The sequence below is a fragment of the Pseudoduganella albidiflava genome, assembly GCF_004322755.1.
In the GTDB taxonomy this organism is placed as follows: Bacteria; Pseudomonadota; Gammaproteobacteria; order Burkholderiales; family Burkholderiaceae_D; genus Rugamonas; species Rugamonas albidiflava.
Map to the genome: position 1 here is coordinate 3808396 of NZ_CP036401.1, position 23737 is coordinate 3832132.

The window sequence follows — 23737 nt, forward strand, 5'->3', positions numbered from 1 at the left end:
GGGCCTGGCAGCCCCGCGATGCACCACGGCAGAGCAAGCGCACCGCCGTGGTGCGATTTACACGGCAATTGTCACCGCAGCTCGACCGGTTCGCTTTCATCCAGCGTGTAGCGCACGTTGCGCAAGCCGTTCACGCGCAGCAGTTCGCGCACGGTCAGGCCGGCCGGGTCGGCGCTCTGGCGGTTCTGCCGGTGTTCGTTGCGGATGATTTCACCGGCGATTTCAATATCGCGCAGGCGGTAAGGCGTGTTCACGACCAGCGGTTGGTCGGCGTCGTTGTACCAGATCTGGTAGAGCGGCATGGCGGGGATTCCAGTGAAGTTGAGAAAGATGCTGTTGAGAATTCTGCACCATTATGACGATAATCCGGCAATGTTGCGCACGAAGATTCATTAACGAAGCATTCATGCAACGTGTTGGTGCAGCCGTTCACTTTCCATGGCCCGGCGCTTTCTGGCAAGGCGCCCCGGGTATGTGCTGACCATACCCGCCGCCCGCCGCGCCGCCCTCACCCGTACGGCCCCTTGCCGCCCTCCCGGATGAACCGGTCGATCCTGTCCTTCAGCACGGGCAGCGGCACCGAGCCCAGTTCCAGCACGGTGTCGTGGAAGGCGCGAATGTCGAACCGTTCGCCCAGCGCCGCCTCGGCCTTGCGCCGCGCCTCGATGATCGCCATCTGCCCCAGGTAATACGACAGCGCCTGGCCCGGCCAGGAAATATAGCGGTCCACTTCGGTGGCGACCTCGTGCCGGGACAGCGCGGTATTGTCCATCAGGTAGCGCAGCGCCTGGTCGCGGCTCCAGCCTTTCGCATGGATGCCGGTATCGACGACCAGCCGCGACGCGCGCCAGGCCTGGTAGCTCAGCATGCCGAACACTTCGTACGGCGTTTCATAGATGCCCATTTCGGTGCCGAGCCGCTCCGAGTACAGCGCCCAGCCCTCGCCGTAGGCCGAGATATACGCGTTGCGGAACGGCGGCCGGCCCGCCTGCTCCATCGCCACCGGCATCTGGAACGCGTGGCCGGGCGCCGATTCGTGCAGGGTCAGCGCCGGCAGGCTGTACAGCGCGCGCGACGGCAGGTCGTAGGTGTTGACGAGGTACACGCCCGGACCGCCGCGGCCGGAGGTGTAATACGGTGCCTGGTCCGGCGGCACGGGGATGATGGCGAAGCGGCTGCGCGGCAGGCGGCCGAAGTAGCGCTCGGCCTTGCCGTCGAATTTCTTGGCGATCCAGGCGGCGCGCATCAGCAGTTCTTCCGGCGTCTTCGCATAGAAGCGCGGATCGGTGCGCAGGAATTGCAGGAAGGCCGGCAGGTCGCCGGTGAAATTCACCTGTTTCATCACCTCGGCCATCTCGGCGCGGATCTTCGCCATCTCGGCCAGGCCGATGCGGTGGATCTCGTCGGCGGACAGCTGCGTGGTGGTGTATTCGACGATCTTCGACTGGTAATACGCCTTGCCGTCCGGCAGGCGCTCGGCGGCCAGCGTTTCCGTGGCGCGCGGCAGGTACTCGGCGCGCATGAAGGCCAGCAGCTCGACATGGGCCGGGATGACCCGCTCCGTGATGGCTTCCACGGCCGCGGCACGCAGGCTGGCCTGCTCGGCCGCCGGGATCGTGGCCGGCATGTCCTTGAACGGCAGGTAGAACGGCGTGTCGGCCGGCTGCGCCTGAACGATGGCCGCGATGGTGGCGTCGCGCCCGGCCAGCGTGACCTTCGGCGGCGTGAAGCCGCGCGCCAGGCCGGCACGCATGTTGGCGACCTGTTCGCGGAAGTAGCGCGGCACGTCGTTCAGCTGGGCCACGTAGTTGACGTAGTCCTGCTTCGTGCGGAAGGGCTTGCGCGCCTCGTACGTCATGTTGAACCAGAACGAGGAATCCGCGTTCAGCGGTTTTTCATATTCGCGGAAACGCACGTTCGCCACCAGCGCCGCGACCTGCGCGCGGTACACGGCATGGTTGACGCGCTCGGCCTCGGACAGGCTGGCTTCGGCCACGCCATCGAGCCGTTTCAGTACGCCCTCCCAGTGCGACCGGCGCATCCGCTGCGTGGCCGCGTCCACCTTCGGCAGGTCGGCACGGATCCCGCTCGTGTCGTCTTCCTCGTTTTCCAGCCGCTGCTGCAGGCGCCATTGCCATTCATCGGTATAGATGGCGCGCAGGCGGGCATCGGCATCGGCCGTTGCGGGGGCGGTCGATCGTGCGGCAGTCGCTGGCGCGGCGATCGCTTGTGCGAAAGTCACGGGCGTGGCAAACAGGCAGGCGGCAAGCGCCGCGCCGGGCTTCATCATGGGTGGTCCTTGTCGGTTGCATTCAGGTGGTCGCTGGCCATGGCCGTGCTGAGGAACAGCTTGCCGTTCAGGTCGTCGAGCAGCGTGCTGGCGCGCAGGCGGTCCATCACGGGGCCCTTCACTTCGGCCAGGTGCAGGCCGATGCCGCGCGCCTTCAGGCTGGCATTGAGTTCGGCCAGCGCGAACAGTGCCGTGGTATCGATCGAGCTGACCGCCAGCATCGTCAGCACCAGGTGGCGGGTAGCGGGATGGGCGCGCAATTCGTCCTCGATCCGTTCGTTGACGGCTTCCACGTTGCCGAAAAACAGGTTGGCATCGATGCGCAGGATCAGCACCGATTCGGAACGGGTCGCGGCGTAGCGGTCGACATTGCGGAAATGCTCGGTGCCGGGAATGCGCCCCAGCACGGCGATGTGGGGCCGGCTGGCGCGCCAGATCAGCGTACCCATCGACAGGACCACGCCGACGATGACGCCCGCCTCCACGCCCAGCGCCAGCACGCCCACGCAGGTGACCAGCCAGGCCAGCGCATCGCCGCGGTCGTAGTGCCAGGCGGTCTTCAGGGTATCGAGTTCGAGCAGGCCGAGCACGGCCACGATGATGGTGGCCGCCAGGGTGGGCAACGGCAGCAGCGCCAGCCAGCCGGTGGGCAGCATCAGCGCGGTGGCCAGCAGGACCGCCGAGATGACGCTGGCCAGCGGCGTGTTGGCGCCGGCGGCGAAATTGACGGCGGAGCGCGACAGGCTGCCCGTGACGGGAAACGCGCCGGACACCATGCCGGCCACGTTGGCAGCGCCGAGGCCCACCAGCTCGCGGTTCGACACGAGCTTCTCGCCGCGCTTCAACGCCAGCGTCTGCGCCGCGCTCATGCTCATCAGGAAAACCACGAAGCCGATCAGCAGTCCCGGCTGCAGCAACTCGCGCCAGTGCGATGGCGACACGGCCAGGTTGAGCTGCGGCAGGCCCGATGGCACCGGCCCGGTCAGGCGGATGCCATGGGCGCCGTAGCCCGCCACGGCGGCGGTGGCAGCCAGCACCACCACCATCGGCGCCAGTTTCGACAGCACGTCCGCCGCGCCGGACGGAACGCCGATGCGCTTGAGCATCCTGGCCAGGTGGCTGCGCGCGAGCAGCAGGAGGACCAGCGATGCCACGCCGAGGATGGTGCTCGGCACGTGCGGGTGCTGCATCGGGCCGCCCAGCAGCGGCTTGACCTGGCCCCACGCGATCACCAGCGACGAGCCGACCGTGAAGCCGCTCATCACCGGCCGCGAAAAGAAATTGGCGAGGAAGCCCAGCCGCAGCAGGCCGCACAGCAGCAGGACCGCGCCGGCCACCAGCGCCAGCTGCGCCGCCAGCACCGCATGCAGGCCGGGCGCCCCGCCCGCCAGCGGTGCGATCGCGGCGCCCGTCATCAGCGACACGATCGCCATCGGCCCCACCGATTGCGTCATGCTGCTGCCGAACAGCGCATAGACCACCGGCGGCAGGATGCTCGCATACAGCCCCGCCACCGGCGGCAGGCCGGCCACCAGCGCATACGCCATCCCCTGCGGCACCAGCATCATGGCCACGACGATCCCCGCGCCGATATCCCCGGGCAGCGCCGCGCGGCGGTAATGTCTGAGCCAGTCCAGCATGGCGAGGAAACCTGTCTTATCGTGTAAAGGCGCAAGCCTATCATGGCAGAGCTGGTGTCCACCATGGGACCGGGGGCGAATCCGGCACGCCGCCCACCTTCAGGCCGGCGGCGCTGCCAGCGTGCCGGCCACCGCCGCCAGGATTTCCTCGGACAACGCGGCGTCCGACACCGCCCGTGCCAGCACCAGGCCGCCGATCATCGCGGCATAGGTGGCGATCGCATGCTGGCGGCGCTGCTCGTCCGTGTCGCCCGGCGCGGCGCGCGCCAGCAGTTCGAACTGGGCGCGGGCGCGCTCGGTCACGGCATCGCGCACGGCCGGCCCGGCCCGGGAGATGTCGGCGCCCAGCGCTGAAATGGCGCAACCGGCGCCGGGGTTGTCGCGGTGCGCGGGCGACAGATAAGAGCGCACCACCGCGCCCAGCGGATCGTCCGGGTGCGCCGCCATCCGCGCCTGCCAGCCGTCGCCGGCCCCGCCCAGCGCCCGCCCCACCGCTTCGCCGAGCAATGCCTCCTTCGAGGCGAAATGGCCGTAGAAGCCGCCGTGCGTCAGGCCGGCGGTCTTCATCAGGTCCGCCACGCCGATGCCGTCGAACCCTTTTTCGCGGAACACCCGGGCCGCCGTCTCCACGATGCGCTCCCGGTTCTGCGCCGCCTGCTCCCTCGATACTTTCATGTCCGCCTCCCAAACAATCTGCTTGACATTATACATGATGATCGTAATATATAACCCATACATGACGATCGTCATTTAACCAACCGGAGAGTCACCATGCATTACAAGAGCTTTGGCCGCCGCAGCGGCCTGCGTGTTTCCGCACTGGCGCTGGGCACCGGCAATTTCGGTACCGGCTGGGGGTATGGCAGCGAGCGCGAAGAGGCCAGGGCCGTGTTCGACCGCTACGTGGAAGCGGGCGGAAACTTCATCGATACGGCGGACGGCTACCAGGGCGGCCAGTCGGAAGTGCTGACGGGCGACTTCATCGCCGCCGACCGCGACCATTTCGTACTGGCCACCAAGTTCACGCTGTCGGGCCCGGGCGGTATCAGCGGCACCGGCAACAGCCGCAAGGCGATGGTGCAATCGGTCGAGGCCAGCCTGAAACGGTTGAAGACGGACCGCATCGACCTGTACTGGGCGCACTTCGCCGACGACCACACGCCGATGGACGAGCTGCTGCGCGCGTTCGACGACCTGGTCCGTTCCGGCAAGATCCTGTACGCGGGGCTGTCGAACTTCCCCGCCTGGCGCATTGCCCGCGCGGACGCCATCGCCGAACTGCGCGGCTGGGCGCCGCTGGTCGGCGTCCAGATGGAATACAGCCTCGCCGAACGGGGCGCGGACCGCGAACTTCTGCCGATGATCGAGGGCCTGGGCCTGGGCGGCGCGCTGTGGTCGCCGCTCGGCGGCGGACTGTTGACCGGCAAGTACCGCAACAACGAGGAAGGCAGGCTGCAAGGCTTCGGCGGGCGGCTGGTCCACCGCGAGGATTCGGAACGCGCGACCGCCACGCTCGACGCGGTGCTGGCCGTCGCCGCCGAAGTCGATGCACCGCCTGCCCAGGTGGCCATCGCCTGGCTGCTGCACCGGGACGCCGCGTCATCGACGGCGCTGGTCCCGATCCTCGGCCCGCGCACGCCGGCGCAGCTCGACGGCACGCTGGGCGCGCTGGACGTGACGCTGTCGCCGGACCAGCTGGCCCGCCTCGACGCCGCCAGCGCCATCCAGCTCGGCGCTCCCTACGACACGATCGCGCAAACGGCTGGCGCCATCGCCGGCGGCCAGCCGGGATTGCTGCTGCCGCGCAAGGTGCCGGTTGCCTGAACATCGCGACGGGCCGCCGCAGCAGGCCGTTCCGCTCCAGAAATGTTGCAGGAAACCGGTGACAGGCACCATTTTCCGGGAAACATTGCAAAAGAAATGGTGACTGTCACCGTTTTTGAGTCCACCCCAAGTGCAAATTCCGGGGTCAGACCCGCCGGGGTGAAGCAGGGGTTTCGCGAAACATGCTTCGCGCCTGCGCAACGGTGCTGGCATGCATGCCAGCACTCCTCCCTGACCCCAGCCGTTCGCTGTTGGGGTGAGTGCATGCGCTTTCAATATGTCGCGTAATGCTTACGAATCGGAGCCTGTCACCGGTTTTGCACACGGAGACCGATCGGCGTGCCTTAGGATGCCGGTGCCCGCATCTGTGCGCAACCGCACTGAGGGCGGCACCGGAGGCGCCAATACTGTTCGCTCGAACCTTGGGAGAACAGTCAAATGAGCAATTCGGAAAACAAGGCGCAGGACGTCGGCAACCTGCAGCGCGAGATCCAGCAGCAGCAGGACAGCAAGGATGCGGCGAAGTCGCAGGGCGGCAGCGAACAGAAGGAAGAACAGGCGGTGCAGGCGGGTACCCACGAGTTCCCGGAAACCCCGCTGCCCGACCAGCACCTCGACAAGCCGGGCATCGAAGCCGAGATGGAACTGAAGCCGCAATTCCTGGCCCCCGGCTACAAGGGCAGCGGCAAGCTGGAAGGCATGAGCGCGATCGTGACGGGCGGCGATTCGGGCATCGGCCGCGCGGTGGCCGTGCTGTATGCACGCGAAGGGGCGGACGTGGCGCTGGTCTACCTGCCCGACGAGCAGCAGGATGCCGAGGAAACGCAGCGCCACATCGAGGCCGAAGGCAAGCGCGCGCTGCTGATCCCGGGCGACGTACGCGAATTCGATTTCTGCCGCCGCGCGGTGGAGGAAACCGTGAAGACATTCGGCAAGCTCGACATCCTCGTCAACAACGCCGCCTTCCAGGAACATGCCGACTCGCTCGAGGACATCACCGAAGAGCGCTTCGACCTGACGATGAAGACCAACATCTACGGCTACTTCCACATGGCCAAGGCGGCGCTGCCGCACCTGAAGCAAGGCGCGTCGATCATCAATACCGGTTCCGTGGTCGGCCTGCGCGGGTCTTCCAAGCTGCTCGACTATTCGTCGACCAAGGGCGCGATCCATGCGTTCACGATGTCGCTGGCGTCGAACCTGATCGAGAAAGGCATCCGCGTCAACGCGGTGGCGCCGGGTCCCGTGTGGACGCCGCTGAACCCGGCCGACCAGACGCCGGACAAGATCAAGGAATTCGGCGCCAGCACGGACATGAAACGCCCCGCCCAGCCGGAGGAACTGTCGCCGGCCTATGTGTTCCTGGCGTCGCCGGCAACCGCCAGCTACATCAGCGGTATCGTGCTGCCGGTCACCGGCAGCGTCGGCTAGGAGCACAGCCATGGCCCGCTCGCTCTGGAAAGGCGCCATCAGCTTCGGCCTGGTCCACATCCCGGTCGACTTGTATTCGGCCGTGAAGCAGAACGAGCTGGACCTGACCATGCTCGACAAGCGCGACTTCTCGCCCATCGGCTTCAAGCGCTACAACAAGGGCAACAACAAGGAAGTCGCGTGGGACAACATCATCAAGGGCTATGAATACACCTCCGGCGAATACGTGGTGCTGTCCGACGAAGACCTGAAGCGCGCCAACGTGAAGGCCACGCAGACGATCGACATCCTCGCCTTCGTCAACGCCGAGGACGTGCCGCTGACGTACTACGAAACGCCCTACTACCTGGCGCCGGGCCGCGGCGGCGCCAAGGTGTATGCGCTGCTGCGCGAAACCCTGCGCCGCGCCGGCCGCATCGGCATCGCCACGGTGGTGATCCGCACCAAGCAGCACCTGTGCGCATTGGTCGCCAGCGAGGACGGCATCATCATGAACACGCTGCGCTATGCCGACGAGATCCGCGATACCGAGGGCCTCGACCTGCCCGCCAAGGGCCTGAAAGGGGTGGGCATCTCGGACAAGGAACTCAAGATGGCCCTGTCGCTGGTGGAAGGCATGAGCGAGGAATGGGACCCCAGCCAGTACCACGACACGTACAAGGAAGACGTGCTGGCGCTGGTCGAGAAGAAGGTCAAGGCCGGCCAGACCAAGTCGATCACCATGCCGTCGAAGGAAACCGAAGTGAAACCGTCCACCAACGTCATCGACCTGGTGGCGCTGCTCAAGCAATCGCTGGGCAACCGGCCCGGCAAGGGCAAGGCCGCGGCGGCCGACGACCACGAGGACGACACTGTCGAGGAGCAGGACGACGAGGAAGCGGCACCCGCCAGGCCGGCCAAGAAGGCGGCACCACGCGCGTCCGGCGCCCGTTCGGGCACGGCATCGAAGTCCGCGGCCGCGAAACCGGCGACGGTGAAGTCCGGCGCCGCCAAGGCTGCCGCGTCGAAGCCGGCGGCACCGAAGAAAACGGCGGCGAAGTCCGGCGCGGCGCCGCGCCGGAAAGCGGCATGACCCGCACCGCGTGACGGCCGCTTGCCGGCTCAGCGCTGGAACGTGTACGTCAGGCCGACCGTCGCGAAGCGGCGGCGGCCGTCCAGATCGTGCAGCTCGCCGTAACCAGCGTCGGCATCCAGCACATCCTTCACGAGCGTCCAGCGCCCGCCCGCCTGCCAGCCGCGGCTCGCGCCCCGTTCCCCGAACGTCTCGAGTGTCAGCGCGCCGCGCCCGCGCGTGGCTTCCAGCGCCGCCGCCCACGTGGCCGCGCGCTGGTGCGAGATGCCATGCCGCACCGCGCCGGTGTTCACGTGCGCGCGCGCCCACTGTGCCAGCGGCACGCTGACGATCAGGCTGACCGCCTGGTCCCGCGACGCTTCCGGCCCGGCGATGCGCTGTTCCGACACCGCGGCGCCGACGCCGATGCCCTCCTCCGACAACGGGCGTAACACGGCCTTGGCACCGATCACGATCGCGCGGTGGTACTTGCCGCCGCTGCGCACATTGCCCACGCCGATCCCCGCTTCCCAGTGCTCGGCCACGCTGCAGCCCGGCGCCAGCCAGCGCTGGCCCGGGCCGCGGCTGGCCGAGGCCTCGACCTGGCAGGTGCCGGGCGACAGTACCACGGCGTCGTCGGTGACCAGCGGCCGGTCGGCCTGCGCAGCCAGCGGCAACAAGGCAAGGGTCAAGGCGGCACATGGCCGCGCGAATCGCGTCGGGGTCGTTTCAGGCATGGTCGGTCGGGAAAAGTTGCGACGGCAGGGTCGCGCGATTCGGGCGGGGGTGGGGACCGAAGGATTGCACCGTGAAAGTGCTAGCCGGCAATATTACCAGCGACGGGCAAGGAAATCACTTTCCCTGTGGCAATGGCACCACGCTTCCACAGTGCACGATAAGCAGGCGGCGGGCAAATGATCAATATAATCAGCCACTTATGAAGCGATCCCGGCTGTGATTAACAAGCTTATCCACAGTTTTTGTTAACAACTCGGGCAGCAGGGAATTCCCGGGCACGCTGTCACAACTGCGCGCGGCGTCCCGTCTAAGGAGGGAACGCGGCGCACGGTGCGCCGCCACCACCAAGGAAACCATCATGTCCAAGGCACGAATCCCCCTCTACTCCCTCGCCCCGCAAGGCTTGCAGGCGATGATCGCGCTGTCCCAGGCCGCCAAGGGCAGCTCGCTGGGCGAGCGCATCGTCGAACTGGTCAACCTGCGCGTCTCGCAGGTCAACGGCTGCGGCGTCTGCGTCGACATGCACTGGCGCGACCTGGTGCGCCAGGGCGCCGATCCGCGCCACCTGAACACGGTGGCGGCGTGGCGCGAATCGCCGTTCTTCGATGCCCGCGAACGGGCGGCGCTGCGCTGGGCGGACGCGCTGAACGCCCTGCCCCACCGCGATGACACCGATGCCGCCTACGGAGAGCTGCGCGAGCATTTCAATGAAACGCAGGTCGCCGAACTGGGTTACGCGGTCGCCGTGATCCGCGGCTGGAACGTGATCAACCTGTCGCTGCGCAGCCCGATCCCGGTCAACCCGCCGCCGGGCATGTAAGCAAGGCGGCCGTTCCAGCCGCCCTTGCCGGCCTTGCCCGGCGCCGCTACAGTACCGGCCATGACGCAACATGACATGGTGACCGCGGCCGATGCGGTGGCGGCGCTGGCCACGATCGGCGACCTGGCGATGGGCCAGCCGCCCGGTCATTCGGTGCGCGTGGCGCAGCTGGCCGGACACGTAGCCGAAGCGGACGGCGCGGCGCCGGACGCCATCGTGACGGCACGGCTGGTGGCGCTGCTGCGCTGGTCCGGCAGCACCGCCACCGCCCCCGGCTTCGCCGCGCTGCTGGGCGATGACGTGGCCGGCCGCGGCGCGATGCTGGCCCGCATGCTGCCGGCCGGCCACCGGCTGACGTTCGCCAATGCGCTGCCGCTGGCACGCGTGCACTGCGAGGTGGCCGGCGACATCGCCCGCAGGCTGGGCTTGCCCTTCGCCGTCGAGGAAGCGCTGCGGCACCTGTTCGAACACGCCAACGGCAACGGCCTGCCGGCACGGCTGCACGGCGACGCGGTCCCGGCGGCCGTGTTCCACGCGGCGCTGGCCGGCGATCTCGATGTACTGACACGCGCGCATGGACTCCCCGCGGCCCTGCGGGTGATCGGCCGCCTGGCCGGACGCAAGTATCCGGCGCATCTGGTAAAGAACATGGTGCCGCATGCGCGCGACTGGCTCGACACGGTCGATGACGCGGCGCTACTGGCGGTGCCGGGCGGCGACGTGCCATTGGCGCTGGTGGCGGACGTGCTGGAACTGAAGCTGCCGTGGCTGGCGGGCCATGCTCGCCGCGTGGCCGCCGTCGCGCGCGACGCAGCGGCGCTATCCGGCCTGCCCGCGGCGGTGCAGCGCTGCCTGGAACGCGCCGCGCTGCTCCATGGCGCCGGCCGCGCGGCGGTTCCCTGCATGGTGTGGAACCGCCCCGGCCTGCTGCGCAAGGCCGAACGGGAACAGGTGCGCCACGTGCCCTACTGGACCGTGCGCTTGGCCGACCGGGTTCCGGCGCTTGCCGATGAAGCGCACCTGGCCGCCCATGCCTATGAGCGCCTCGATGGCAGCGGCTATTTCCGCGGCCTGACGGCGCAGGCGCTCACGCCCGCGCACCGGCTGCTGGCCGCCGCGGCCGCGTGGACAGCCTTGCGCTCGCCGCGGCCCTGGCGCGCGCCGTACGAACCGGCCGCCGCCACCGCGCTGCTGGCGGCACAGGCCGGACGCTTCGACAGGCGCGCGGTCGAAGCGGTGATCGCCGCCGCGGCCAGGCTGCCCGCCACGGGGCGCGCCGGCCCCCTGTCCGAACGGGAAGCGGATGTGCTGCGGCGGATCGGCACCGGTGACAGCCTCGCGAACGTCGCGCGCGCGCTGCGCATCAGCACCGGCGCCGTGCGCACGCATCTCGACACTATCTACGGCACGCTGGGCTGTGCAACGCGCCCGGCCGCGATGCTGAAAGCGCTGGCGCTGGGCCTCATCTAGCCCGCGCCCCCGCGTGCCACCCATCGCTCGACCAGGAAATCCGTCAGCGCCCGCGCGGCGGGGCTCATCGGCCGCGACGGCGCCATCGCGTACACGCCGCTTTCCTTGCCGGTCCATCCGGGCAGCACCTGCACGAGGCGGCCGGCGCGAAGGTCTTCTTCCAGGCTGACGGCGGAGCGGAAGCAGATGCCCATGCCATCGACGGCCAGCCGGTGCACCGCATCGCCGTTGTCCGAGCGCACGCGCCCGCGCGGACGTACTGCCCGTTCGCCGCCGGCGCCGTGCAGCTTCCACACTTCGCCGTCGTGATTGACGGTCGACACGAGGCATTCGTGCGCTTCCAGTTCCGCCACGCCGGCCGGCATGCCGTGCCGCGCCAGGTAGTCCGGCGACGCGGCCAGGATGCGCCGGTTCGGCAGCAGCTTGCGGGCCACCAGCGTGGAATCGTCCAGCCGGCCGATGCGGATCGCCACGTGGACGCGCTCGGCCACGATATCGACCAGCCGGTCGGTGATCAGCAAGTCCAGGCGCACCTGCGGGAAGCGGCCCATGAACGCCGCCAGGTGCGGCACCACGTGGCTGCGCCCGAAGGCCACCGGAGCGCTCACGCGCAGCGTGCCTTGCGGCTCGGCCGCCTGCTGCGCCGCGCGCTCGCAGGCCCCGTGCAGCTGCGCCAGGGCGGCGGCGCTGTCGGCATGGAAGCGCTGCCCCGCCTCGGTCAGCGACATGGCGCGCGTGGTGCGGTTCAGCAGGCGCACCCCAAGCTGCCCTTCCAGCGCCTTGACCAGCCGGCTGACGGACGATGGCGTCATGTTCAGTACCGTGGCCGCGCGCGCGAAGCCGCCCTGCTCCACCACCGCGCCGAAGGCTTCCACCAGGTTGAAGGGCACCCGTTGCATTACGTCTCCCCAGGAATGAATTTATGTGATTCCCCGCTATTATCGCTGCGCGGCGCCATCCATAAAATAGGCTTTTTGCCAAGGAGAGTCGATGGATACGCTGAAGATGGATGCGCCGCCGATGGGAGATCCGGAGATCGCCGCGCTGCCGATGGATGCCCGCTTCCGGGCGCTGCACCGCCAGCCCCGGCCGCTGGTTCTCACCAACGCGTGGGATGCGGGCAGTGCGCGGCTGGTCGCCAGCCAGGGCGCGGCGGCCATCGCGACCACCAGCGCCGGCGTGGCGTGGTCGCTGGGCTACCGGGATGGCGACCTGCTGCCGCTCGACGAGCACGTGGCCTGCGTACGCCGCATCCGCCGCGTGATCGATGTGCCCCTCAGCGTCGACATCGAGAGCGGCTATTCGGATGACCCGGCGGCGGTGGGCGCCGCGGTGGCGCGCTTCGTCGATGCGGGCGCGGTGGGCATCAACCTGCAGGATGGTTCGGCGCCGCCGGCGCTGCTGTGCCGGAAAATCGCCGCGGCGCGCGCCGCCGCGCTGGGCGCCGGCGTGGACCTGTACATCAACATCCGCTGCGACGTGTTCGCGCGGCAGCTGGCCCCTGCCGGCGCGCGGGTCGGCGAGACGCTGCAGCGGGCCCGCCTGTACCGCGAAGCCGGCGCGGACGGGCTGTTCCCGCTGGCCGTGACCGACCCGGCGGAGATCGCCGCGCTGGCCGCGGGCACCGATCTGCTGCTGAACGTGATCGCCTGGCCCGGCCTGCCGCCGGTGGCGCAACTGGCGGCGCTGGGCGTGCGGCGCGTCAGCACCGGCTCGTGGCTGCCGCAGGCGATGTGGGCGCACGCCGCGCGCCTGGCGCGGGAGTTCGGCACGCACGGCGGCTCGCAGGCACTGGTGGACGAAGCGGAGGCCTACGGCACCGTCAACGCCCTGCTGCCGGCACCGGATCAGGCGGGCTTGTAGCCCATCTGCTTCATGGCCTTGGTCAGCGTGACGGCACTCTTCGCGTAGTCGGCCCACGGCTCGTTGCCGTGGTCGAGGCGGGTGTGGACGGTGGCCACGGTCCACTGGTCGCCACTTTTCAGGTGATCCAGCTCGCTCCAGGCGACGGGCACCGAGATGCCCATGCCGGGCCGCGCGCGGGCCGACCATGCGGCGGCCGTGGTGGCGCCGCGGCCGTTGCGCAGGTAATCGATGAAGATCTTGCCGACCCGGTTCTTCGGCCCGCTCTTGAAGGCGAAACGGTCCGGCAGCGTGCGCGACATGTGCTCGACGATGAAGCTGGAAAAGCCCTTCACCGCATCCCAGCCGTGCTGGGGCTTCAGCGGCACGACCACGTGCAGGCCCTTGCCGCCGCTGGTCTTCAGGAAGGCCGGCAAGCCCAGCTGCTCGAGGAAGGCGCGCATCAGCTGCGCCGCTTCCTGGATCTGCTGCCACGACACGCCCTGGCCGGGGTCGAGGTCGAACACCATGCGGTTCGGTTTTTCATAGGTTTTCGCGAACGCGTTCTGGGTGTGGAACTCGACCACGTTCCACTGCGCGCACGACAGCAGGCCCTGCACGTTGGGCACTTCGAGCATCGTCGGATGATCCGGGTCCAGCTCCTGCGGCAACTGCTTCACGCCGGGCAGCTTGCCGACCTCGGAATGCTTCTGGAAGAACAGCTCGCCGCCGACGCCGGCCGGGGCGCGCACCAGCGCCAGCGGGCGGCCCTTCAGGTGTTCCAGCATCAGTTCCGAGACCAGCGCGTAGTAGCGCACCAGGCCGATCTTGGTCATGCCGCTGACCGGGTCGATCAGCCGGTCGGCGTTGGTCACCTTCAACGTGGCGGGCAGCTTGCTGTCCACGTCCGATTCGCTTACCGGATCGGCCTTGGTCCTGGCACCGGACTTTGCACTGGTTTTCCTTCCGGCGCTCTTGCTCTCTGCTTGGGTTTGCATCACATCCTCCACGTGGACGGCCTGCTCGCGACGAATGCTCGCCGCCTTCTTGTCCGTGCGCAGGCCATGGAATACGGAATGGCGAATCGAGCCGCTGCCGGTCCATTCGCCGAACGTCACTTCGGCCACCAGGGTGGGCTTCACCCAGTGCGCCCGCTTTTCGATCGCCTTGGTGGGCGCGAAGGGATTGGTATCGCTGGCCACCTTCTTCAGTTTGGCGATGATGTCGCGCAGCGAGGTGTCGTTGAAGCCGGCGCCGACATTGCCGGCATAGTGCAGCTTGCCGGCGTCGTCGTAGTAGCCCAGCAGCAGCGAGCCGATGCCCACCCGCGAGCCTTTCGGATCGGTATAGCCGCCGATCACGAATTCCTGCCGCTGCGCGCACTTCAGCTTGATCCAGTCGCCCGAGCGGCGCGACGTGTACAGCGCGTCGCGCCGCTTGCCGATGATGCCCTCCAGGCCCATCCGGCATGCCGCGGCGACGATTTCCTCGGGCGGCGCGGCCAGTTCGGCGGAGAAGCGCACCTGGCCCTGGGCATCGCCGAGCACCGTCTGCAGCAGCTCGCGGCGCTGGGCCAGCGGCACGTCGCGCAGGTCGTGGCCATCCAGGTAGGGCGCATCGAAGATGAAGTACACGATGTTCCTGGTCTTCTCGCCATCGAAGGCCTGCTGCAGCAGGCCGAAATTCGGCCGGCCATTGGTATCGTGCACCACGATCTCGCCGTCGTACCAGCCATCGGGCAGCCGCATTTTTTCCAGCGTGGCGCGCAGCGGTTCCAGCTTGTGCGTCCAGTTGTTGCCGTTGCGGGTCCACAGTTCGATCGACTTGCCCTCGACGCGGGCCAGCAGCCGATAGCCGTCGAACTTCAGTTCGAAGATCCAGTTTTCCGGGTCGGCGGGCGGGGCGTCGACCAGCGTGGCCAGCTCGGGCGACAGGGTGGCCGGCAGTTGCACCGTCGCCAGCGGATCGGCGGCCTTCGCGGCAGCCTTTGCCTTGGTCTTGGCCGGCGCCTTTTTCGCTGCGGCCTTCGTCGCTGCGGTCTTCGTCGCTTTTCCCTTCTCCCCGGCCGCGCGCTTGCGCGCAGGCTTGCCCTGGTGCTCCTCGGCGGTACTCTCGGCTTCTTCCGCTTCCGGCGTCAGGCGCTCCGCCGTGGGCATGCCGAGCGCCTTCACGCTGTCGGGCATTTCATCGATGACGGAGAATTCGCCGGCCGGCCGCACGTGTTCGTCGTTTTCCTTGATGAGCAGCCACGGTTCCTGCTTTTCGCCGGAGCGCCGCATGCGCACCAGCGCCCAGCGGCCATGCATCTTGTGGCCGCGCAGTTCGAACTTCAGGTTGCCGTCGCGGTAGCCCTTGCGGGGATCGCCGATGGGATGCCAGGTGCCCTTGTCCCAGATGATCACCTTGCCCGCGCCGTACTGCTTCTCCGGGATCACCCCTTCGAAATCGTTGTACGAGATCGGATGGTCTTCCACGTGCACGGCCATGCGCTTGTCGTGGCTGTCGTAGCTGGGGCCTTTCGGCACAGCCCAGCTCTTCATCGTGCCGTCGAGTTCGAGGCGGAAATCGTAGTGCAGCCGCGTGGCCCAGTGCTTCTGGATCACGAACGTCAGCGCTTCCTGTCCTTCCTCGCCGCCTTCCGCGGGTTCCGGCGTGATCGAGAAGTTGCGCTTGGCCTTGTAGAGTTTGAGGGCGTCGGTCATGGCGATACTGTAGGCCCGCGCCCGCCGGCCAATCGGTACGTCAAATAACAGAAGACGCGCAGAAGCAGCGCGGAAACTGCGTGGAGTGGCCGGATTTGTAACAGATGTAAAGCCCGTCAACGTCGTGCAAGCGGGTGGCGTTTTCTGCCCAGTGACACCGACAAAGCGTGTTGCACCGATGAGCAAGACAACCCAGCAGACAAGGACTTCGCCATGAAAAACGCAATCGTGAAAAATGCATTCGTATCCAAAGCAGCCGCCACCCTGATCGCTACCCTGTTCGCCGGCGCCGCATTCGCCCAGTCCACCGCGCCGGCCACGGCGCCTGCCGCCGCCGCGCACGCCGAAGCGGCGCATGCGAAGGAAGTGGCGAAAGAGCAGAAGGATGTCGCCAAGGCCGAGGCCAAGGAGTCCAAGGAAGTCGCCAAGGCCGATGCCAAGGTCGCGAAGGAAAAGGCCGAGGCGAACAAGGATGTCGCTGAAGCCAAGGCCGATGCCAAGGTGAAGAAGGCCAATGCACAGGAAAAGACCGCCAAGCAGAAGGCCGAAGCCAAGGAAGATGCGCACGCCAACCTGACGCACGCGCCGCAGACCAAATAACAGTAAACCGTAGCTACTCTCAGAGCATATAACGGCAACACGAGCGGACCACACAAACTACAACGGCTCCCTTGCCCGTGCCTCGCGCACGGGCTTTTTTCGTTGTGCGTTCCGCTCGCGGGCCGCCTGCGATGTCCGCCTTCCCTGCTCGCTGGCGCGGCATCGGAAAAACCGGTGACAGGCTCCAATTTATAACAGGCTCCGATTCATCAACCGGTGACAGCGTCCGATTTTTCTGCAACGTTTCCGGAAAGACGGACAGCCTGCGCAGCAGTCCGTTACCGTTTCTGTTCTTCCGCGAGTTGCTTGTCCAGGCGCTGGCGGGCCCGTTCCGCATACTGCCAGCAGGCGCCGGTATCGATGAACGCCGCGTTGCCGCGCTGCGCCACCTGCGCCTTGCGCTCCCATAGTCCGGCGAATTCCGGGTGGGCGGAGACCAGCACGTCGCACTTCAAGCCCGCGATCTTCGCGATCGACCCTTCCAGCTGCCGGCGCGCGTCCGGCCAGTGCGCGTCGCCGCCGTAGCGGAAGCCGTTCAGCCCGAAGGCGTTCAGGCTGTCCGCGTAGACCATGTTCGCGGTGCGGCCGTTCTCCGTCGATTGCCACGTCCACGACATGCCGCCCGGCGTGTGGCCCGGCGTGTAGTGTGCCGTGATCGCCAGCGGACCGACGGTGACGGTATCGCCATTCCGCACCGCACGGGTGTTCGCGACGGGCGTCATGTCGGACAGGCTGCCGAACTGCGGGTCGGCCCGATTGGGCTTGCCCGTCTTCATCACGGCCGTGCTGGCGGCGCTGCCGATGACGGTGGCCCCCGTCATTTCCTGCAAGCGGGCTGCGCCGCCCACGTGGTCGCCGTGCTCGTGCGACGTCAGGATGTACTTGACGTCTTCGATCTTGAAACCCAGCTGGCGAATGCTGGCGGCGATGGCGTCCGGGGACTTCGTCGTGCCCGCATCGATCAGGATATGGCCGGCGGGCGACGTCACCAGCACGGCGCCGACGCCTTTCGGGCCGACGTAGTGGGTATTGCCGTAAAGGGTGAACGGGGCTTGCGGCTCGTCCCAGTCGCCGCCATGGGCAAGGGTTGTCATGCCGAGGCAGGCGATGGCGATCAGTGTGTTTTTCATGTTTTCCGGTCGGGTTGGATGGACCACGCCATTCTAGGGACCAAATGGGCCGATGGCCACGGCGGTGGCCCCGTCGAAGGGACCGTTCATCCCACCGCATGGAGGATGGGGAATGCCGCCGTGCCGCGGCGTGGTGACTACTGGCCGTGCAACGCGTTGCGCAGCAGCGACGTGACGCCGACGGTCACGCCAAACAGCGCGCCGATGCCGCCCCATTTGGCGGCTTCACCGGACAGCCCGCCCGCGGCGGACAAGTCGAGGGCCAGTCCGGCGAGCCCGCCCATCACGCCGGCGATGATCCACCAGGCTCGTTTGCCGGGAGCGGCGAAAGTCATATGCTGAGTCATGTGTTCTCCTTGCGATGGCGCGCCGGCAAACTGGTGAATGCCGCCGGTGCGAGGTTGGCGACAGGGGACGGGATGCCGGGCAGACGCTGGTTCGCCTGACGGGCATCCCTCGCTTCCGTGCGGACCGGCACGTCGGTGACCGATGCCTGTGCCGGTGCACGTGCGTCGATCTTCGCATGGGCGATGGATTTTTTTCAAGAGCGTGGCGGCCGCTGAAACATCCACACAACGCACCAGCACGGACCGGGCCATGCACGACCGGGAGAGCCGAACGCGGGCGCCGCCGGCGTCATTCAACTTGCGATGTACAAGCCGGCATGCTGCTGCGAATTCCGGTCGCCGCGCCGGTAGCTGCGAAACAGCCTGTTGCCCGCCGCATCGCGCGCACAGCACGTGCAGCCGCCGACATGGTCGATCGCCGCCACACCTGCCTGGCGCAGCTGCTCGTGCGCGACGGCGCGCAGGTTCAGGTGGCGCGGGCGCGGCAACAGCTCGGCCGCGGGAATGCCGTCGAAGCGCCGCGCGAACTGCTGCGCCAGCTCTTCGCTGACTTCATAGCACGCCGCGCAGATCGTCGGCCCGATCGCCGCGACCCAGTCGGTCCCGCCTCCCAGATCGGCCAGCACGCCGGGGATGATGCCGTCAACCAGCCCGCGCCACCCCGCGTGCACCGCCGCCACGTGTCCGCCATCCCTCCGCGCCAGCAGCAGTGGCACACAGTCCGCGGTGATGATGGAGACCGGGATGCCCTGCTTCTGGGTGTGGAAAGCATCGGCCTCCCCTGCCCGCTGGCGTTCCACCTCGATCCGCACGGCCCGCGTGCCATGGACCTGCGTCTTCTGCGGCCGCGCTTCCCACACGGGCTGCAGCACGTGCGGCACCAGCTGGGCCTCCGTCCCGAAGCCATGGACGACATTTGGAATACTGCTGAGCAATTCACTGGTAATCACGAACTTCCCCTGGATATCGACGGCCGCATGATAGCGAAGAAATATTTCCGGAATTCGGAACTGTCCCCGTTTTTGAGAAATATTTCCAAAAACCGGGGTCAGACCCCGGTTTCAGGAAACATTCTCGGCAAAAAAAAACGGCGGCTCCGGGGGGAGCCGCCGCAAGGGACTACGCGGGGTTACTCAGTTGCTTCTCGATGGCACGTTCAGTTGCTGGCCTGGGCGGTGCTGACAGGGGCGTCCCAGCCGCCGCCGAGCGAGCGGATCAGCGCGACGGTGGTGATGGCCCGGTCGCCGCGCAGTTGCACGGCCGTGCGTTCGACGGCGGCAAGGTTGCGCTGCGCGTCCAGCAGTTCGAGGTAGCTGGACCGGCCGGCGTCGTACAGCTTCTGCGCCAGGTCGGCGGAACGCCGGGCGGAGACCACCGCGTCGTCGATTTGCGCCGTCTGGCCGGACAGGATGCGCAGTCCGGCCAGGTTGTCCTCGACCTCGGCGAACGCGGTCAACACCGTTTGCCGGTACTGGCCCACGGACTCCTCCAGCACCGCTTCGCTACGGGTGATGTTGGCCCGGTTGCGACCGCCGTCGATGACAGGCATCGACAGCAGCGCGCCCAGCAGCCAGGAGCGGCTGCTCCAGCGGAACACGTCGGAGAACGCCGGGCCGACGCCGCCGCCGTCGGCGCTGATGGTCAGCGCCGGGAACATCGCCGAACGGGCCACGCCAATGCGGGCATTGGAGGCTTCCATCGCGCGCTGGGCGGCGGCGATGTCGGGCCGGCGTTCCAGCAGCGACGATGGCAGGCCGCCCGGGATCGCCGGCAGCACGCCGCCTTCGGCCAGCGGATTCTCGCTCGCGTTAAAGGAAGCCGCCGGTTTCCCCAGCAGCACCGCCAGCGAATGCTCGGCGGTCGTGCGCTGCCGTTGCAGGCCGATGGCCTCGGCACGCGACGTCGCCAGTTCAGTCTTGGCACGGGACAGGTCGAATTCGCCGATATCGCCCAGGTCGAAGCGGCGCTGGTTGACCTTGACGTTTTCCTCGCGCAGCCGGACCGTCTGCGCCACGGTCGCCAGTTCGGCGTCCGTGGCCCGCAGGCGGAACCAGGTCTGGGCCACGTCGGCCTGCAGCGACAGCAGCACGGAGCGGTAATTCGCTTCCACCGTCGCCGCGTCGTTGCGGGCGGCCGCCACGTTCGACGACACGCGGCCGAACAGGTCCACTTCATAGCTGGCCGTCAGCCGGGCGTTGTAGCTGGTGACCGGCGACATGCGCGTGCCTTGCGGCAGACCCGCTTCCTGCGGGGCCTGCTGCGAGCGGTTGGCGCCGACGCCCACGCCGATCTGCGGAATGCGGTCCGCCTCGGCGATGCCGGCGATGGCGCGTGCCTGCTTCACCCGCGCGGCGGCGACGGTGAGGTTGGCGTTGTTGCGGATCGCCTCGGCCATCAGCTCGTTCAGGGCCGGGTCGTTGAAGGCCAGCCACCATTCGCCGCGCGGCTGCTGCTCGGCGGGCTGCGCTTCCTTCCAGCGCGTGCCGTCGGCGGCAACCTTCACCGGATCGGCAGACTGCGCGGCCGACTGGTTTTCCTTGAAGGCCGCCGGCACCTCGACCGCGGGTTGTTTGAATTCGGGCGCGGCACAGGCGGTCAATACCAGCGCGGCAACCAGGGGTGCTACACCCCTTGCAATCAGCTTGTTCATCCGTGGGTTCCTTCCATTTTCACCAGCGACACTTCTTCGTGCACCGGCTGCTTTTTCTGTTCCATGCGCTTGGCCAGCGTGCGCAGCAGGACGTAGAACACCGGCGTCAGGAACAGGCCGAAGAACGTCACGCCCAGCATGCCGGCAAACACGGCGACACCCATCGCATGGCGCATCTCGGCACCCGCGCCACTGGAGAACACCAGCGGCAGCACGCCCATGATGAATGCGATCGACGTCATCAAAATGGGGCGCAGACGCAGGCGGCAAGCCTCCAGTGCGGCGTCGACGACGCTGCGCCCGTGATCTTCCAGTTCGCGGGCAAATTCGACGATCAGGATCGCGTTCTTCGACGCCAGCCCGACCAGCACGAACAGTGCGATCTGGGTAAAGATATTGTTGTCGCCACCGGTCAGCTTCACGCCGATCAGCGCGCACAGGATCGACATCGGCACGATCAGGATCACCGCCAGCGGCAGGGTCCAGCTTTCGTACTGCGCGGCCAGCACCAGGAACACCAGCAGCACGCACAGCGGGAACACGAAGATCATCGTGTTGCCGGCCAGGATGTCCTGGTAGGTCAGGTCGGTCCACTCATACGTGATCCCTTTCGGCAGCGTGTCGCGCAGGATCTGGTCCATGATCGCCTGCGCCTGGCCGGACGAAATGCCGGGTGCCGGGCCGCCGTTCAGGTCCGCCGCCACGTAGTTGTTGTAGCGCTGCACGCGGTCCGGGCCATACGTATCCTTCACGCGCATCAGCGACGACAGCGGAATCATCTCGCCCTTGTCGTTCTTCACCTTCAGCTGCGCGATCTGCTCGGGCTGCGAGCGGAACTGCGCATCGGCCTGCACGCGCACCTGGTAGGTGCGGCCGAACTGGTTGAAGTCGTTCACGTACAGCGAACCCAGGTTGATCTGCAAGGTCTGGTAGATGGTCTGCAGCGGCACGCCCAGCTGTTTCGCCTTCACGCGATCGACATCGGCGAACAGTTGCGGCACGTTGATCTGGTAGCCGGAGAACACGCCCTGCAGCCGCGGCTCCTGCCAGGCCTTGGCCTGCACCGCCTGCACCGCCTTGAACAGTTCGTCGTAGCCCAGGTTGCCCCGGTCTTCGATCATCAGCTTGAAGCCGCCCGTGGTACCCAGGCCGTTCACCGGCGGCGGCGGCAGCACCATCACGAACGCATCCTGCACGGCGCCCATGCGCTTGTTCATCTCGGCGGCGATCGCCTCGGCCGACTTGCTCTTGTCCTTGCGCTGGTCGAACGGCGCCAGGCCCAGGAACACGATGCCGGCGTTCGGCGCGTTGGTGAAGCCGTTGATCGACAGGCCCGGGAACGAGATCGAGTTCTCGACGCCCGGAATGCTTTCGGCGATCGTCGACATCTTGCGGATCACTTCATCGGTACGGTCCAGCGAGGCGGCGTCCGGCAGCTGCGCGAAGCCGATCAGGTACTGCTTGTCCTGCGCCGGCACGAAGCCCGGCGGCACGGCCTTGAACATGAACAGGCCGGCGGCACCCAGCAGCGCATAGATCACCAGCGACGCGCCCTTGTGGGCCAGCACGCCCTTCACGCCGTTTTCGTACTTGTGGGCCGAACGGTTGAAGAACTTGTTGAACATGCGGAAGAAACCGCCGAACACCTTGTCCATGCCGCGCGTCAGCGCATCCTTCGGTTCATGGTGGCCCTTCAGCAGCGCAGCGGACAGCGCCGGCGCCAGCGTCAGCGACGAGAAGGCCGAGATCACGGTGGAGATGGCGATGGTCAGCGCGAACTGGCGGTAGAACTGGCCGGTCAGGCCCGACACGAAGGCGATCGGCACGAACACGGCGCACAGCACCAGCGCGATGGCGATGATCGGGCCGGACACTTCCTTCATGGCCTGGATCGTCGCATCGCGCGGGGTCAGGCCGTTCTCGATATTGCGCTCGACGTTTTCCACCACCACGATCGCATCGTCGACCACGATACCGATCGCCAGCACGAGGCCGAACAGCGACAGCGTGTTGATCGAGAAGCCGAACATCATCATCACGGCGAAGGTACCCACCACCGAGACCGGCACGGCCAGCAGCGGAATGATGGAAGCGCGCCAGGTCTGCAGGAAAATGATCACCACCAGGGCGACCAGGATCACCGCCTCGACCAGCGTATGGATCACGGAATCGATCGATTCACGCACGAACTGGGTGGGGTCGTAGACGATGCTGTATTCCACGCCTTGCGGGAAATCCTTCGACAGCCGCTCCATCGTCGCCCGCACATCGGTCGACAGCTGCAGCGCGTTGGCGTTCGGCGCCTCGAAGATGGGGATCGCCACCGCCGACTTGTTGTTCAGCAGCGAGCGCAGCGCGTACGAATTGGAGCCCATTTCCAGGCGTGCCAGGTCTTTCAGGCGCGTGACCGCGCCATCGGCGCCGGCCTTGACGACGATGTCGCCGAATTCCTCGATGGTCGACAGGCGGCCCTGCGTCTTCACGGTGAGCTGGAAGTCGGCATCCTTCGACGGCCCCTGGCCGATCACGCCGGCCGCGACCTGCACGTTCTGCTCGCGGATCGCATCGACCACTTCACCCGAGGTCAGGCCGCGGGCCGCCACCTTCTGTGGATCGAGCCAGACGCGCATCGCGTAGTCGCCGGAGCCGAACAGCTGCACTTCGCCCATGCCATGGATGCGGGCCAGCTGGTCCTTGATGTTGAGCACCGCGTAATTGCGCAGGTACAGGTCGTCGTAGCGGCCGTCCGGCGAATTCAGGTGGACCACCATCGTCAGGTTCGGCGACGACTTCACGGTGGTCACGCCGATCTGGCGCACTTCTTCCGGCAGGCGAGGCAACGCGCGCTGCACGCGGTTCTGCACGGCCGTCTCGGCCTGCTCGACGTTGGTGCCGATCGCGAACGTGACGGTCAGCTGCAGCGCGCCGTCGGAAGTGTTCTGCGACGACATGTACAGCATGTTCTCGACGCCGTTGATCTGCTCCTCGAGCGGCGCGGCGACGGTTTCGGCGATGATCTTCGGATCGGCGCCCGGGTACTGGGCACGCACCACCACCGATGGCGGCACCACGTCCGGGTACTCGGAAATGGGCAGCTTGAAGATCGAGATCAGGCCCGCGACGAACACGAGGATCGACAGCACGGCCGCGAAGATCGGTTTGTCGACAAAGAATCGTGAAAAGTTCATGGTTATTCCTTGGT

At 67.3% G+C, this 23737-nt stretch carries 19 protein-coding genes; 7 read left to right on the forward strand and 12 right to left on the reverse strand.

Annotated elements, in window-relative coordinates; translation table 11 throughout:
• Positions 1–71: 71 nt before the first annotated feature.
• The 4 genes from EYF70_RS15680 to EYF70_RS15695 form a co-directional block, all read right to left on the reverse strand.
• Positions 72–302: a hypothetical protein gene (locus EYF70_RS15680; protein WP_131146250.1), complete on the reverse strand. Its 231-nt coding sequence runs from the start codon at positions 300–302 to the stop codon at positions 72–74.
• 206 nt (positions 303–508) lie between these two features.
• Entirely contained in the window at positions 509–2290 is a 1782-nt protein-coding gene (locus EYF70_RS15685) for a DUF885 domain-containing protein (protein WP_229420405.1), read from the reverse strand.
• A complete protein-coding gene (locus EYF70_RS15690) occupies positions 2287–3930 on the reverse strand; it encodes a SulP family inorganic anion transporter (protein WP_131146251.1) in 1644 nt (547 codons plus the stop codon). Before EYF70_RS15690 ends, EYF70_RS15685 begins: the two co-directional genes overlap by 4 nt.
• A 99-nt stretch (positions 3931–4029) precedes the next feature.
• On the reverse strand, positions 4030–4605 hold the full coding sequence (locus tag EYF70_RS15695) for a TetR/AcrR family transcriptional regulator (RefSeq protein WP_131146252.1): 576 nt from the start codon (positions 4603–4605) through the stop codon (positions 4030–4032).
• 96 nt (positions 4606–4701) lie between these two features.
• Here EYF70_RS15695 and EYF70_RS15700 point away from each other — a divergent pair, with 96 nt between their 5' ends.
• The 3 genes from EYF70_RS15700 to ku all read left to right on the forward strand — a co-directional run bounded on the left by EYF70_RS15700 (position 4702) and on the right by ku (position 8257).
• Complete coding sequence (locus EYF70_RS15700; protein WP_131146253.1) at positions 4702–5754, forward strand: aldo/keto reductase; 1053 nt, start codon at positions 4702–4704, stop codon at positions 5752–5754.
• Positions 5755–6192: 438 nt separating this feature from the next.
• Positions 6193–7185, forward strand: coding sequence for an SDR family oxidoreductase (locus EYF70_RS15705; protein WP_131146254.1), 993 nt, complete (start codon positions 6193–6195; stop codon positions 7183–7185).
• A gap of 10 nt (positions 7186–7195) precedes the next feature.
• Entirely contained in the window at positions 7196–8257 is a 1062-nt protein-coding gene (gene ku, locus EYF70_RS15710) for a non-homologous end joining protein Ku (protein ID WP_131146255.1), read from the forward strand.
• A gap of 29 nt (positions 8258–8286) precedes the next feature.
• Here the strand turns inward: ku and EYF70_RS15715 are convergent, their stop codons facing one another.
• Entirely contained in the window at positions 8287–8928 is a 642-nt protein-coding gene (locus tag EYF70_RS15715) for a PA4824 family protein (protein WP_131146256.1), read from the reverse strand.
• 404 nt (positions 8929–9332) lie between these two features.
• Here EYF70_RS15715 and EYF70_RS15720 point away from each other — a divergent pair, with 404 nt between their 5' ends.
• Together EYF70_RS15720 and EYF70_RS15725 are read left to right on the forward strand one after the other, a co-directional pair.
• Positions 9333–9794 (forward strand): carboxymuconolactone decarboxylase family protein, encoded by a 462-nt coding sequence (locus EYF70_RS15720; RefSeq protein ID WP_131146257.1) that lies wholly within the window; start codon positions 9333–9335, stop codon positions 9792–9794.
• 60 nt (positions 9795–9854) lie between these two features.
• The gene (locus EYF70_RS15725) at positions 9855–11264 is read left to right on the forward strand and encodes an HD domain-containing phosphohydrolase (RefSeq protein ID WP_131146258.1); all 1410 of its coding nucleotides are present in this window, start codon (positions 9855–9857) and stop codon (positions 11262–11264) included.
• Here EYF70_RS15725 and EYF70_RS15730 read toward each other — a convergent pair.
• Positions 11261–12163, reverse strand: a complete 903-nt coding sequence (locus EYF70_RS15730) for a LysR family transcriptional regulator (RefSeq protein ID WP_131146259.1) — start codon at positions 12161–12163, stop codon at positions 11261–11263. The two genes, EYF70_RS15725 and EYF70_RS15730, sit on opposite strands and share 4 nt — an antisense overlap.
• Positions 12164–12254: 91 nt before the next feature.
• Here EYF70_RS15730 and EYF70_RS15735 point away from each other — a divergent pair, with 91 nt between their 5' ends.
• Positions 12255–13127: an isocitrate lyase/PEP mutase family protein gene (locus EYF70_RS15735; protein ID WP_229420406.1), complete on the forward strand. Its 873-nt coding sequence runs from the start codon at positions 12255–12257 to the stop codon at positions 13125–13127.
• On the opposite strand, the gene ligD is transcribed toward EYF70_RS15735, so the two are convergent.
• Positions 13112–15808, reverse strand: coding sequence for a DNA ligase D (ligD, locus tag EYF70_RS15740; RefSeq protein ID WP_174800407.1), 2697 nt, complete (start codon positions 15806–15808; stop codon positions 13112–13114). The genes EYF70_RS15735 and ligD overlap by 16 nt on opposite strands.
• Before the next feature lie 213 nt (positions 15809–16021).
• Between ligD and EYF70_RS15745 the strand changes: the two genes are divergently transcribed.
• Entirely contained in the window at positions 16022–16408 is a 387-nt protein-coding gene (locus tag EYF70_RS15745) for a hypothetical protein (protein WP_131146260.1), read from the forward strand.
• A gap of 278 nt (positions 16409–16686) precedes the next feature.
• Here the strand turns inward: EYF70_RS15745 and bla are convergent, their stop codons facing one another.
• The 5 genes from bla to EYF70_RS15770 all read right to left on the reverse strand — a co-directional run bounded on the left by bla (position 16687) and on the right by EYF70_RS15770 (position 23723).
• Positions 16687–17538 (reverse strand): subclass B3 metallo-beta-lactamase, encoded by an 852-nt coding sequence (bla, locus tag EYF70_RS15750; RefSeq protein WP_131146261.1) that lies wholly within the window; start codon positions 17536–17538, stop codon positions 16687–16689.
• A gap of 137 nt (positions 17539–17675) precedes the next feature.
• Entirely contained in the window at positions 17676–17885 is a 210-nt protein-coding gene (locus tag EYF70_RS15755) for a hypothetical protein (RefSeq protein WP_131146262.1), read from the reverse strand.
• 293 nt (positions 17886–18178) lie between these two features.
• On the reverse strand, positions 18179–18835 hold the full coding sequence (locus EYF70_RS15760; protein ID WP_165497684.1) for a purine nucleoside phosphorylase YfiH/LACC1 family protein: 657 nt from the start codon (positions 18833–18835) through the stop codon (positions 18179–18181).
• A 206-nt stretch (positions 18836–19041) separates the two neighbouring features.
• Positions 19042–20535, reverse strand: coding sequence for an efflux transporter outer membrane subunit (locus tag EYF70_RS15765; protein ID WP_131146264.1), 1494 nt, complete (start codon positions 20533–20535; stop codon positions 19042–19044).
• On the reverse strand, positions 20532–23723 hold the full coding sequence (locus EYF70_RS15770) for an efflux RND transporter permease subunit (RefSeq protein WP_131146265.1): 3192 nt from the start codon (positions 23721–23723) through the stop codon (positions 20532–20534). The genes EYF70_RS15765 and EYF70_RS15770 overlap by 4 nt, the downstream gene beginning before the upstream one ends.
• Positions 23724–23737 lie beyond the last annotated feature (14 nt).

Bases quoted from the DNA above. Each gene is read 5' to 3' on its own strand.
- EYF70_RS15680 (WP_131146250.1), bottom strand. From the start codon at position 302: ATGCCGCTCTACCAGATCTGGTACAACGACGCCGACCAACCGCTGGTC.
- EYF70_RS15685 (WP_229420405.1), bottom strand. From the start codon at position 2,290: ATGATGAAGCCCGGCGCGGCGCTTGCCGCCTGCCTGTTTGCCACGCCC.
- EYF70_RS15690 (WP_131146251.1), bottom strand. From the start codon at position 3,930: ATGCTGGACTGGCTCAGACATTACCGCCGCGCGGCGCTGCCCGGGGAT.
- EYF70_RS15695 (WP_131146252.1), bottom strand. From the start codon at position 4,605: ATGAAAGTATCGAGGGAGCAGGCGGCGCAGAACCGGGAGCGCATCGTG.
- EYF70_RS15700 (WP_131146253.1), top strand. From the start codon at position 4,702: ATGCATTACAAGAGCTTTGGCCGCCGCAGCGGCCTGCGTGTTTCCGCA.
- EYF70_RS15705 (WP_131146254.1), top strand. From the start codon at position 6,193: ATGAGCAATTCGGAAAACAAGGCGCAGGACGTCGGCAACCTGCAGCGC.
- ku (WP_131146255.1), top strand. From the start codon at position 7,196: ATGGCCCGCTCGCTCTGGAAAGGCGCCATCAGCTTCGGCCTGGTCCAC.
- EYF70_RS15720 (WP_131146257.1), top strand. From the start codon at position 9,333: ATGTCCAAGGCACGAATCCCCCTCTACTCCCTCGCCCCGCAAGGCTTG.
- EYF70_RS15725 (WP_131146258.1), top strand. From the start codon at position 9,855: ATGACGCAACATGACATGGTGACCGCGGCCGATGCGGTGGCGGCGCTG.
- EYF70_RS15730 (WP_131146259.1), bottom strand. From the start codon at position 12,163: ATGCAACGGGTGCCCTTCAACCTGGTGGAAGCCTTCGGCGCGGTGGTG.
- EYF70_RS15735 (WP_229420406.1), top strand. From the start codon at position 12,255: ATGGATACGCTGAAGATGGATGCGCCGCCGATGGGAGATCCGGAGATC.
- ligD (WP_174800407.1), bottom strand. From the start codon at position 15,808: ATGACCGACGCCCTCAAACTCTACAAGGCCAAGCGCAACTTCTCGATC.
- EYF70_RS15745 (WP_131146260.1), top strand. From the start codon at position 16,022: ATGAAAAACGCAATCGTGAAAAATGCATTCGTATCCAAAGCAGCCGCC.
- bla (WP_131146261.1), bottom strand. From the start codon at position 17,538: ATGAAAAACACACTGATCGCCATCGCCTGCCTCGGCATGACAACCCTT.
- EYF70_RS15755 (WP_131146262.1), bottom strand. From the start codon at position 17,885: ATGACTCAGCATATGACTTTCGCCGCTCCCGGCAAACGAGCCTGGTGG.
- EYF70_RS15765 (WP_131146264.1), bottom strand. From the start codon at position 20,535: ATGAACAAGCTGATTGCAAGGGGTGTAGCACCCCTGGTTGCCGCGCTG.
- EYF70_RS15770 (WP_131146265.1), bottom strand. From the start codon at position 23,723: ATGAACTTTTCACGATTCTTTGTCGACAAACCGATCTTCGCGGCCGTG.